Here is a 12,132-nt window from a genome sequence, read left to right on the forward strand (position 1 = left end):
GAGAAACATACAGATATACGCAACAGATGAATGGTCGTCTTCATTTCAAAATCATCGGATTGTTAATCATCGTGGCTTTAGGAGCGATTGTCGCTTTTCAGGGGTATTGGCTGAAAGGGTTGTACGACACGCTTTCCAATCAGATGAATAACAATATAGAGGAGGCGATGAAAACAGCCGACTATAAAGAGTTGTTGTACCGGATGCAGGAGATAAAAGAAGAGAGTGAGAACAATGAATACTCGGGATCTGTCTCCTTAGAGTTATTAGATAATGAGGATGGCGATGAAGAGAGTTTGGAACATATAGAAGCCGATCAAATCAGTTTGAGAGGAATCGATCTGAGAAACGAAGCGGATTCGGCTCTGACAAAGATCTATTCTGTAATCAACGGATTGGAGCATGTCCTTTTGCAGGGGTTGCATAATCAGATAGATTCAATTAAACGTGTTCGGGTGAATGTGTATGATAGTTTATTGGTCGAAGAACTGAAGATGAAACATATTGATGCCCCTTTTCAACTTTATCTGGCATACCAGGCAGCAAAAAATCACACGGTTTTTGAAGTCATACGGAAATATCATCCATCGATGGATAACGACTCTACAGCGGCTGTCCTGGATTGGGAGAATACCCGTTATTATGACTATCCGATAACCTTTTATCCCAGAAAAGGCGAAGCGGTGAATACTGAAGGGAATGATATGATTTATCGCCCATTTTCTTATCGACTTTATATTAAATCGCCGGCGAGAGTGGTATTTGGTCAGATGAGCGGTATTTTAATCTCTTCGGGATTGTTATTACTGATTGTGGCCTTTGCCTTTAGTTATCTTTTACGCATATTATTGAGACAAAAAACGTTGGAAGAGTTGAAGACCGATTTCACAAATAATATGACGCATGAGTTGAAAACACCTATTTCTGTCGGATACGCTGCTGTGGATGCGTTACTCGATTATGGAGAACCGGTAAACGAGAAACAACGTAAATATCTGACGATTATCCGGGAACAACTGCTTCGGTTAACGGGCTTGGTGGAACAAATTCTAACATTAGCTGTGGAAAACAGGGCTACATTTCGTCTGCACCGGGAAACTGTAGCTCTCAAGCAACTGGTCAATAAATTGGTCGAACAACATCAATTGAAAGGTAGTAAAGCGATAAACTTCGAGGTTCAAATACCCGATTCTTTAACACTTTGTGCCGACAGAACCCATCTATACAATATGCTCGATAATCTGATCGACAACGCGCTAAAATACACCAAAACAGCGGATGCTTCTATAAAAATAACAGCGGTCGAAAATGGAGATGATATGCTTATTTCCGTAACGGATAACGGTCCGGGAATAAGTCTTGTACATCAAAACAGGATATTTGATAAGTTTTACAGAATACCAAGTGGTAATTTACATAATGTGAAAGGGCACGGATTGGGACTGTATTATGTGAAAGACATGATGAGTAAACATGAAGGTTCGGTCTCTTTGAAAAGTACAGTCGGGGAGGGGTCGACCTTTACCCTTCATTTTAAAGCGACAAAGAAATAGGATGGAAAAGATAAAAGTCTTACTGGTGGAAGATGAACTTACTTTGGCAATGATTATCAAAGATACATTGGATGGGAAAGAGTTTGAGATTCATCTGGCAGGAAACGGAAAAGAAGGAATTGAGCGGTATCAGGAGATTCGACCGGATATAATCGTGACCGATGTGATGATGCCCGATATGGATGGGTATACGATGGTGAAAGAAATTCGTCGAAAAGATAAACAGATCCCTGTGTTGTTTTTATCAGCGCGCTCAACAGCGAATGATGTGGTCGAAGGGTTTGAATCGGGAGGGAACGATTATTTGAAAAAACCTTTTGGAATGGCAGAACTGGTCATCCGGATAAAAGCTTTACTTCATAAAATATCGGTTCACAAGATCGAACAAACACGGTTTGAGTTGGGGCAATATCTTTTCGATTCGGTTACTCAGACCTTGCTCTTTCAAGGAGAAAAGCAACTGTTGAGTAACCGCGAATCGGAAATATTGAAACAGCTGTGTCAGTACCGGAATCAGGTGATGCCGATGAAAGATGTTTTATTGGAATTGTGGGGAGATGATTCGTTTTTCAATGCCCGTAGTTTTCATGTGTTTATCACGAAACTCCGACAAAAATTGTCGCGCGACACGACGATTAAGATTATTAATATCAGGGGTGTTGGTTATAAGTTGATTATTGATTGAATTGAAATAAAAACATGAATCTGACTGTTTTTTTGTAGTTTTCTGATCCTTTTTCTGTTACACCTACCTCCGTTTTTTGTTAGAGGTACCTCTAAATTCATTTAGAGGTACGTGTAAATCAGTTTAGAGGTAGGTGTAAAATAATTTAGAGGTACCTCTAACAGAAAAGTGTTTTTTATGCTTCAAATAAACCGGTGGGACGTTTCGGTTTTTGTTTTGAATCGGGAGGGGAATAACAATACCAAAGGAGCGATTGGGTTGTTTACGCTGTTTTTTATGAATAATACAGGTAAATAAGTTTATATTTACAGGCATAATAGATGCAGTATTTGTTGTTCGTTTGCATTTTATAAATAGACAACGATTAAATCAAGAAGATGAAAAAGGGTTCTTATTTTTTGCTGAGAAAGGCGAATTGGCTGTTAGCCGGGCTATTAGTACTGCTGGGGTGTGGAGATTCTGATGATCCTGGAGTTGTTATTTGTGAATATGGTTCTCCCTATTCAACCTATGAGATCAAAGGGAAAGTGACCAATGAAACGGATGAGGTTATCCAGGGAATCCGGATGAGGGCGCGATATGCGTATACCAGAGATTGGGAACAGACGTTGTCGGATACGACAAAAACGGATGTTGGAGGATATTATTCGTTTAAAACAGATGTATTTGCCGTCGAATCCATACAGCTATTTGCAGAAGATATAGATGGAGATGAAAACGGGGCTTTTGAATCTGATTCGATCACCATATCGCAAGATGAGATAAAACTGGAAAATGGCGAACGATGGTTTCTGGGCGAAGGGGAAAAAACAGTGAATTTTAAACTGAAGAAAAAGAGATAAAAATGATGAAACGTAGTTTCCAAACCTTTCTAAAAGGTTGTAATTTTGTTTTAGCCGGCTTATTGGCATTGTTGGGATTTGCCAGTTGTGATGCAGGAGAAAATGCGGCAATGTATGGAGTTCCATGGAAAGGGTATGGTGTACAAGGGAAAGTGGTTGATAAAACGACGAAAAAAGCACTTCCCGGAATGGAAGTAAAGGCTGTTGTTCCGGATAGTTTGTCTGCCTATTACCCTGTCGCCTGGAGAGATAAATGGCTGACAACAACTGATCAGAATGGGAATTATCTGATAGAAGATACGCCTGATCTGGAAGGCTATAAACTGGTCGTCAGCGATAAAGATGGTGAAACGAACGGATGGTACGATACCGATACGCTTATCGTAGATGATTCGTACAAAACAGAACATCTCGGTGGGGGTGGTGGATGGTTTCAGGGGTATCTGACAAAAATGGTTGATATAGCGTTAGAGGAAAAAGAAAAAGATGAATAAAAAGCCGACAATAAAGAAACGGATTGCATTAGAATTATTCAGAGGTATAAAGAAAAACCGGATAAAATTGCACGAATTGCGTACACTCTTTTGGGAGTGTACGCTTCGTTGTAATTTATCCTGTATTCATTGTGGAAGTGATTGTCATGTGTCGGCCAAACAGCCGGATATGCCAATCGCAGATTTTTTGAACGTCATTGATGAGATAACCCCTTATGTGGAGCCGAATAAGGTGATGGTCACTTTTACCGGAGGAGAAGCGCTTGTGCGGCAAGATCTTGAACAATGCGGCATTGAACTATACCGTCGCGGTTTTCCCTGGGGGATGGTGTCGAATGGGCTGCTGTTGACTGAAAAGCGGCTGCAATCTTTATTGGCCGCCGGCATGCATTCGGTGACGATTAGTCTGGATGGTTTTGAAGAGGCGCATAACTGGATGCGCAGACATCCGAAAAGTTTCGAAAATGCATTAAATGCAATTTGCATGCTGGCCGAGGAAAAAGAGATTGTCTGGGATGTGGTCACCTGTGTTAATCAAAAGAATTTCAAAGATCTCAAATTATTTAAGGAGTTTCTGATAGAGATGGGAGTCAAGCGGTGGCGGTTATTCTCGATTTTCCCTGTGGGTCGTGCTGCTGCTTCTACAGAATTGCAACTGAATGACGAACAATTCACCTGGCTGATGAATTTCATTCGGCATTGTCGTCAGCAAGGGTGTATACATACCAGTTTTGGATGTGAAGGTTTTCTGGGGAACTACGAAGCAGAAGTGCGGGATCATATCTTTCAATGTAATGCCGGTGTCTCTGTGGCTTCTGTGTTAGCCGATGGGTCGATTTCCGGTTGCCCAAGTATCCGGGCGAATTTTCATCAAGGGAATATCTACAAGGATCGTTTTATCGATGTTTGGGAAAAAGGGTTCAAACCGTTTCGCGACCGTTCCTGGACAAAAAAGGGAGAATGTGCCGATTGTAAGATGTTTCGCTATTGCGAAGGGAATGGGATGCATCTGTATGATGATGACGGCAATTTACTTGTTTGTCATTACAAACGTATCCAATAAATGAATATCTTTAACGCCTAAACCTTTAAATTATTCTACCATGAGAAAACCATTTTTTTATTGTGTCATGTTATTGGCCTGTATCTGTACTGTTACAGCTCAGCAAACAGACAAGTATCCTTTGGGTGATTATACAGAATTGACCGATACCAAACCGTATGACGATCCAGAGGTTTGGAACAGACTATCCGAACAAACCTCTTTGAGTTGGGGGAGCATAGATGTGCGTTATCCGAAGTTAAGTGTTCCGCAAGTGATAAAAACAGCTCGTTGGCAAACGAAGGCCTGGAAGGGAGAGCGAGTGAATGCTCAAGCTGTGTTATGGACGAAAACTGATTTGCAGGATGCTTCTATTGCTGTTAGTGATTTGAAAAATGGTTCGGCGATCATTCCTTCATCGGCAGCGACAGCCGGTTTTCTTCGTTATGTGATGACCGATGAGTTAAGTAAAGACCGGACCACCGGCTGTGGACATCGTGAGAATAAAGCGGAATGGGACTCTTCCATGGTGGCGGATGCGATTGATATAATAAAAGTACGTGAAGTAAAAGCGATGACGACCCAACCTATTTGGTTGAATGTATGGGTACCGCGAGAAACAAAACCTGGAAAATATAAAGGGACATTAACGGTCTCCGGAAGGAATTTAGCACCGATGAATCTTCAAATAGAGATAGAAGTGATCAACCGGACACTTCCTGCCCCTAAGGATTGGGCATTTCATCTGGATCTGTGGCAAAATCCGTATGCAGTGGCGCGTTATCATCAGGTTCCTTTATGGAGCCGGGAACATTTTGATGCGATGTTACCGGTGATGAAAATATTGGCGAATATCGGACAGAAAGTGATTACGACAAGTATTATGCATAGACCATGGGCGGGGCAGACGGAAGATCATTTTGATAGTATGATTTCCCGGATGAAAAAGTTAGATGGTAGTTGGGCTTATGATTATACCGTATTTGATAAATGGGTCGAGTTTATGATGTATGAAGTCGGAATCGATCAGCAAATCGGTTGTTATACACTGATCCCATGGGCTTTAAAGTTTGACTATTTTGATCAGGCAACCAACCGTGTCGTATTTCTGGAAACGAAACCGGGTGAAGCGGCTTATGAGGATTATTGGGGTTCTTTTCTGAAAGACTTTGCTCGGCACCTTAAGCAGAAGGGTTGGTTTGATAAAACGGTGATTTCTATGGATGAACGTGGTATGGAACCTATGAAAGAGGCTATAAAGGTGATTCGTAAAGCCGATCCGAATTTTAAAATTTCTCTGGCAGGAAATTATCATGCCGAGATAGAAGCTGATTTGTATGATTATAGTCTGGCTTACGGACAAAATTTTTCACCGGAAGAGAAGGAAGCGCGTGATAAAGCGGGAAAGATCAGCCGGGTGTATACTTGCTGTGCGGAAGCTCTGCCGAATATCTTCACTTTTTCACCTCCGGCTGAGGCTACCTGGACGATATGGCATGCTGTAGCAGGTAATTATAGCGGCTATCTGCGTTGGGCTTATAACAGCTGGACACAGGATCCGTTGCGTGATTCACGCTTCCGTACCTGGGCAGCCGGAGATTGTTATATGGTTTATCCGGGAGTGAGAAGCAGTATTCGTATGGAGCGTTTGACAGAAGGTCTTCAGGATGCGGAGAAAATCCGTATTTTACGGGAAGAGTTTACAGCAAAAGGTCAAAAATCTAAGTTGAATCGCTTGAATGCTATTGTCAGTGAATTTATGCCAGATAGATTAACTCACGAGAATGCAGCCGAAATGATTAATGGTGCTCGAAAAGTATTGAATGGATTTTGAGAAGGATAAAAAACAAAAGGCGCAGAATGCTGCGCCTTTTGTTTTTTATCTTTTTATTTTTCCCGAACGAATATATTGATCGGTGTGCCGTTGAAGTCCCAATTGTCGCGGAGCTTATTCTCCAAAAAACGTTTGTAAGGATCTTTAATCCATTGAGGGAGATTACAGAAAAATACAAAAGAAGGAACAGTACCAGCCGGTATTTGAGTCACGTATTTGATTTTTATGTATTTTCCTTTCCATGCAGGCGGAGGATAATTCTCTATAAGCGGGAGCATGACCTCATTGAGTTTAGCTGTGGGTACTCGCCTTTGTTTATTCTCGTGAACCATCTTGGCTGTTTCAAGTACCTTTAATATTCTTTGTTTAGTCAATGCAGAGATAAAAAGGATTGGGAAATCGGTAAAAGGTGCAAATCGCTCCCGGATGGTATTCATATAATACGTAATCGCTTTTTGGCTTTTGTCTTCAACCAAATCCCATTTATTCACACAAACAACCAATCCTTTTCGGTTTTTCTGAACCAAAGAGAAGATATTTAAGTCCTGACTTTCAATACCACGCGTACCATCAAGCATCAATACGCACACATCCGAATTTTCGATGGCACGGATAGAACGAATGACAGAGTAGTATTCCAGATCTTCATTGACTTTTCCTTTCTTTCGGATACCGGCTGTATCCACTAAATAGAAATTCAAACCGAATTTATTGTATTTGGTATAAATAGAATCACGTGTTGTCCCGGCAATATCCGTAACGATATGACGCTCTTCTCCAATAAACGCATTGATCAAGGAGGACTTTCCTGCATTTGGACGGCCGATAACAGCAATTCGAGGGAGCTCTTCATCAAAACCTTCCGGTTGTTCGTCCGGCAGCGTCTCGATGATTTTATCTAAAAGATCGCCTGTTCCCGAACCATTGATCGCGGAGATACAAAACGGATCACCCAATCCAAAAGAATAGAACTCTGCCGCCACGGCATGCCATTCAAATGTATCTGCTTTGTTGGCTACGATGATCACCGGTTTTTTAGATCGACGCAAGATTCTGGCCACTTCTGTATCCAAATCTGTAACACCGCTGAGAACATCAACGGCAAACAAGATGACATCCGCTTCTTCAATAGCAATTTGTACCTGTTTATTGATCTCTTCTTCAAATATATCATCTGAGTTAACCACCCATCCGCCGGTGTCAATTAAAGAAAATTCTTTTCCGCCCCATTCCACTTTCCCGTATTGTCGGTCACGGGTGGTTCCGGCTTCTTCATTCACAATAGCCTGACGTGTACCCGTCAGACGGTTGAACAAGGTAGATTTACCTACGTTGGGTCTTCCAACTATTGCAACTATACTCATCTTTTGTATTTATAAATTGACAATTCTTTCAGACTATCTTTGATAGTGTATTGGTAACTGACAATGATTTATATTCTTATTTTCCGACTTAACTTTAGTCGGAAGTGCTTTCTGTTTCAGCGTGCTACTCTATAATATACCCGTAATTACGTAGTATGTTATCACGGTTTCGCCAGTCTTTTTCCACTTTTACATACATCTCGAGGAAGACTTTTTTTGCGAAGAACTGTTCTATATCTTTGCGAGCCATCGCACCTACTTTCTTCAGTGCCTGCCCTTTGTGACCGATGATAATGCCCTTTTGCGAATCTCGTTCGACAATAATAAGGGCTTTGATATGTATTAATTGTTTATCTTCTTTAAAGAGTTCTACGGCCACTTCTACCGAATAAGGCACCTCTTTCTGGTAATAGAGAAGTATTTTTTCCCGGATGATTTCTGTTACAAAAAAACGAGCTGGTTTATCTGTTAATGCATCTTTTTCAAAGTAAGGAGGAGATTCGGGCATTAACTCTTCCACCCGTTGTTTGACGTAATTGATGTTGAAATTATTCAATGCCGAAAGAGGTATGATTTCTGCTTTAGGGAGTAATTCTTTCCAGTTGCCAACCAATTGTTCTAACTCGGTTTGATTCGTTTGGTCGATCTTATTGATTAAAAGCAGTACGGGGAAGTCCACTTTTTGTACCTGTTGTAAGAACTCTTCGTTTTTATCGATAGTCTCAACAACATCTGTGACGTATAACAACACATCAGCATCTCCCAGTGCCGAACGTGAAAAATTAAGCATAGACTGTTGTAACTTATAGTTGGGTTGCAACACTCCCGGAGTATCCGAATACACGATTTGCATATCATCGGTATTCACAATCCCCATAATCCGATGGCGCGTTGTCTGCGCTTTGGAGGTGATAATGGAAATACGTTCTCCAACGAGTCGGTTCATCAACGTTGATTTGCCGACATTCGGGTTCCCGACAATATTTACAAAACCGGATTTATGCTTTTTTTCCGTCATAGGCCCATTTAAGATACATCGCACCCCAGGTGAATCCTGCGCCGAAAGCCGTAAGAATAAGGGTATCTCCCTTTTTTAACTGACTCTCGTATTCCCACAGACAGAGTGGAATGGTTCCTGCACTGGTATTTCCGTATTTTTGGATATTGATCATGACCTTATCTTCTACTCCCAAGCGTTTAGCTGTCGCATCAATGATACGTAAGTTTGCTTGATGAGGAACAATCCAGTCGATATCCTCCTTGGCTAAATGATTCCTTTCTACCACTTCAATAGATGCATCAGCCATATAAGTTACAGCATGTTTAAATACATACTTGCCATCCTGATACACATAATGCATCCGTTTATCAACTGTCTCGTGGGAGGATGGGAAAGCTGAACCTCCACCATACATATTCAGGTGGGAGAGTCCGGTTCCATCTGTTCGGAGAAGGGTATCGATTACCCCAAGATCTTCATGTGTCGGTTCTATAAGAACAGCGCCACAACCATCTCCAAAAAGAGGGCAGGTGGTACGATCGGTATAATCAGTAATGGAGGTCATTTTATCACCGGCGACTACAACGATTTTGGAGTAACGTCCGGAGCGAATATAGTTCGCCGCTGTTTCTAATGCATATAAAAAACCAGAACAAGCTCCTTGCATATCAAAAGTAAGGGCATTCTTACACCCTGTGTTATATGCTATAATCGAAGCCATTGTAGGGAAAGTATAATCAGGAGTGGTCGTTGCACAGATAATGGCCTGTATTTCTTCCGGATTCACTTTTGTCTTTTCAAACAATTGTTTGACGGCATTGATACCCATATATGAAGTGCCACGATCTTCACCTCTTAATATTCTGCGTTCCTTTATTCCGACGCGGGTCATAATCCATTCGTCTGTTGTATCAACCATTTTAGAGATATCCTCGTTCGTCAATACGTCTTCAGGTACATAACCTCCTATTCCCGTTATGATTGCATTTATTTTCTCCATGCTTACACTTTCTGTTTCCTTGTACAATTAAAAAACGTAAGCCCTAAAAATACTTTTAGGGCTATCTTTTTTGTTTTATCAACTCCAAAGAGGGATTGATCGCAGTTTATACTGCTGCTTCTTTTTCAATTGCTAACTTTCCTCTATAATAGCCACACTCTCCACATACGGTGTGATAGAGATGCCATGCTCCGCAGTTGGGGCATATAGCCATTGTAGGGATTACGGCTTTGTCATGAGTTCTTCTCTTAGCCGTTCTTGATTTGCCTTGTCTTCTTTTAGGATGTGCCATTGTTTTATTTATTTAATTGTTATCATTCTCAATAATACCTTTTAGGGCATCCCAACGTGGGTCAGTTGCACTATTGTCATCATCAATAGTTATATCATCATCCATGCCATCGTCACCAAAGTCATCGTTTTCATCGGCACTCTTGGTCGAATGCTTTTTCAGTTTGGATGACATAGCTTTATTACATTTGCCGGGAGGATGTACATGTTTCATCGGAACGGATAATGCTACAAACTCATATAAGAACCAAGCTAAATTAATAGCCCCTTCGTCTTCAGGTATGACAACGACTTCGTCGCTCTCTTCAGCATATTCTTTTCCGAATTTGACAACCAATTTATTCTGGTTCTCAACAGGTATTTCCATATCATCCAGGCACCTGTCGCAAGCAACCATAACAACCCCATTGAACTGAAAATCCATCTCAAACGCCGCTGATGTACGTTTCAAGGTTAGGTGAACATTCACTTTCCCTTTCTGTACCTCAGTTCCGTCTATATCAATGAAAAATTTATTCTCCAAAAAGTAATCGTATTCATATACTCCCGGAGCGAGATTTTTCAGATCAATATTGTATGTATCAAATTTGCCCAAAGTCTTTTTGCTATAAAAAACCTTGCAAAGGTACGAAAAAACAAAATATAAAAGCAATAGCTATATACTTATTTTTTAGAATAAGAGGAATTAGCCTTTATACTTACGTAGTTCAATTCTGATTGTTGTCCCTTTTCCCAGTTCTGAGTTCTTTACAAATATTTTTCCTTTATGATATGATTCGATAATCCGTTTGACTAATGAAAGGCCTAATCCCCAACCTCTTTCTTTGGTCGTATAACCGGGACTGAATATTTCTTTAAATTTGGATTTAGGAATTCCTTTACCCGTATCGGTTATATCAATTCGTACCGTTTTTTGTCGTTCTTCTACCTGGAATGTTATTTCTCCCTGTCCTTCCATGGCATCTACCGCATTTTTCATGAGATTTTCGATCACCCAGGCAAATAGAGAATTGTTCATCAATACCAATACCGGTTCTTCCGGCAATTCGGTTTCAACTTTCACTTTGGATGAAATACGTGATTGCATATATTCCAAAGCCGAGAGAATGGAGTTATTGATGTTTACCGGTGTTGGATCCGGATTGGATCCTATTTTAGAGAAGCGTTCTGCAATCGTTTCCAGTCGGGAAACATCTTTTTCCATTTCTTTAAAAAGTGAAGGATCGATATTTTTTGTTTTCAGATATTCCATCCAGGCGATTAAAGAAGAAATAGGAGTCCCCAGTTGATGTGCTGTCTCTTTAGATAGCCCTACCCAGACTTTATTCTGTTCCGCCTTTTTAGTGCTCGATAAAGCTAGAAAAGCAATAAGGATAAAGATGAATACAACCGTAAGTTGTGCGTAGGGATACACATTCAGTCGTTTTAATATAATCGAATCATCATAATATAAATATTGAAATCCACCCTCTCCCAGGTCGATCTCAATAGGGGGATTCTTGGCTTTAAATTCGTTGATCTTACTCTCCAGGAAAGGGATTGTATCCTTATCGGAAACATCAATATTGACATATTCCATTCTTCCATCCCGTTCGCTCCATAGGATGACAGGAATCGTACTATTTCCCTCCAGAATCTTAAGGATAAGGCTCATATTCAAACTGGTATCTTCGCTGATCAATACTTGAGTAGCATCAGCATAGATTTCCATGTTTTTTCGCTCTTCCTGAGTCAGTTTCTTTACCAGTAAATCGGAAAAAACGACAGAAGCAATAGCTATTAACATCGCTCCAACGATAAACGTATATTTAAGCCGCTGACGGGAATCGTATATTTTACTCATCTATTTCGCTCTTATTATATCTCTAAATAATACTAACGTAAAATCAGATCATATATTATAGGAATAGAGTAGAGTAGGGGCTATATAATAAAAAAAGAGGTACATTCCTCCATTCGGATCGAATATACCTCTTAATCAAAAACTGGCAGCTACCTACTCTCCCACATTGTGTGCAGTACCATCG

12 protein-coding genes are annotated in these 12,132 nt (G+C 40.7%); 6 read left to right on the forward strand and 6 right to left on the reverse strand.

Annotation, left to right across the window (positions count from 1 at the left end):
* Positions 1 to 26: 26 nt before the first annotated feature.
* The 6 genes from M2135_RS14890 to M2135_RS14915 all read left to right on the forward strand — a co-directional run bounded on the left by M2135_RS14890 (position 27) and on the right by M2135_RS14915 (position 6,450).
* Entirely contained in the window at positions 27 to 1,553 is a 1,527-nt protein-coding gene (locus M2135_RS14890; RefSeq protein WP_280749320.1) for a HAMP domain-containing sensor histidine kinase, read from the forward strand.
* 1 nt (position 1,554) lies between these two features.
* The gene (locus M2135_RS14895) at positions 1,555 to 2,238 is read left to right on the forward strand and encodes a response regulator transcription factor (RefSeq protein WP_280749321.1); all 684 of its coding nucleotides are present in this window, start codon (positions 1,555 to 1,557) and stop codon (positions 2,236 to 2,238) included.
* Positions 2,239 to 2,615: 377 nt separating this feature from the next.
* Entirely contained in the window at positions 2,616 to 3,080 is a 465-nt protein-coding gene (locus tag M2135_RS14900; protein ID WP_280749322.1) for a radical SAM-associated putative lipoprotein, read from the forward strand.
* Between the two features lie 2 nt (positions 3,081 to 3,082).
* Entirely contained in the window at positions 3,083 to 3,574 is a 492-nt protein-coding gene (locus tag M2135_RS14905; protein ID WP_280749323.1) for a radical SAM-associated putative lipoprotein, read from the forward strand.
* A complete protein-coding gene (locus M2135_RS14910; protein ID WP_280749324.1) occupies positions 3,567 to 4,637 on the forward strand; it encodes a TIGR04133 family radical SAM/SPASM protein in 1,071 nt (356 codons plus the stop codon). Before M2135_RS14905 ends, M2135_RS14910 begins: the two co-directional genes overlap by 8 nt.
* A 40-nt stretch (positions 4,638 to 4,677) precedes the next feature.
* Positions 4,678 to 6,450 (forward strand): DUF4091 domain-containing protein, encoded by a 1,773-nt coding sequence (locus M2135_RS14915; RefSeq protein ID WP_280749325.1) that lies wholly within the window; start codon positions 4,678 to 4,680, stop codon positions 6,448 to 6,450.
* 53 nt (positions 6,451 to 6,503) lie between these two features.
* Here M2135_RS14915 and der read toward each other — a convergent pair whose 3' ends face one another.
* The 6 genes from der to M2135_RS14945 form a co-directional block, all read right to left on the reverse strand.
* The gene (gene der, locus M2135_RS14920) at positions 6,504 to 7,814 is read right to left on the reverse strand and encodes a ribosome biogenesis GTPase Der (RefSeq protein ID WP_280749326.1); all 1,311 of its coding nucleotides are present in this window, start codon (positions 7,812 to 7,814) and stop codon (positions 6,504 to 6,506) included.
* A gap of 124 nt (positions 7,815 to 7,938) precedes the next feature.
* Positions 7,939 to 8,832, reverse strand: coding sequence for a GTPase Era (gene era, locus M2135_RS14925; protein ID WP_280749327.1), 894 nt, complete (start codon positions 8,830 to 8,832; stop codon positions 7,939 to 7,941).
* On the reverse strand, positions 8,813 to 9,814 hold the full coding sequence (locus M2135_RS14930; RefSeq protein WP_280749328.1) for a beta-ketoacyl-ACP synthase III: 1,002 nt from the start codon (positions 9,812 to 9,814) through the stop codon (positions 8,813 to 8,815). Before M2135_RS14930 ends, era begins: the two co-directional genes overlap by 20 nt.
* A 106-nt stretch (positions 9,815 to 9,920) precedes the next feature.
* Positions 9,921 to 10,106: a 50S ribosomal protein L32 gene (gene rpmF, locus M2135_RS14935; protein WP_280749329.1), complete on the reverse strand. Its 186-nt coding sequence runs from the start codon at positions 10,104 to 10,106 to the stop codon at positions 9,921 to 9,923.
* A gap of 12 nt (positions 10,107 to 10,118) precedes the next feature.
* On the reverse strand, positions 10,119 to 10,700 hold the full coding sequence (locus M2135_RS14940; protein ID WP_280749330.1) for a DUF177 domain-containing protein: 582 nt from the start codon (positions 10,698 to 10,700) through the stop codon (positions 10,119 to 10,121).
* A gap of 90 nt (positions 10,701 to 10,790) precedes the next feature.
* Positions 10,791 to 11,948: a HAMP domain-containing sensor histidine kinase gene (locus M2135_RS14945; RefSeq protein WP_280749331.1), complete on the reverse strand. Its 1,158-nt coding sequence runs from the start codon at positions 11,946 to 11,948 to the stop codon at positions 10,791 to 10,793.
* Positions 11,949 to 12,132 lie beyond the last annotated feature (184 nt).

This window comes from Parabacteroides sp. PF5-9, from assembly GCF_029893105.1.
Taxonomy (GTDB): Bacteria; Bacteroidota; Bacteroidia; order Bacteroidales; family Tannerellaceae; genus JARXWG01.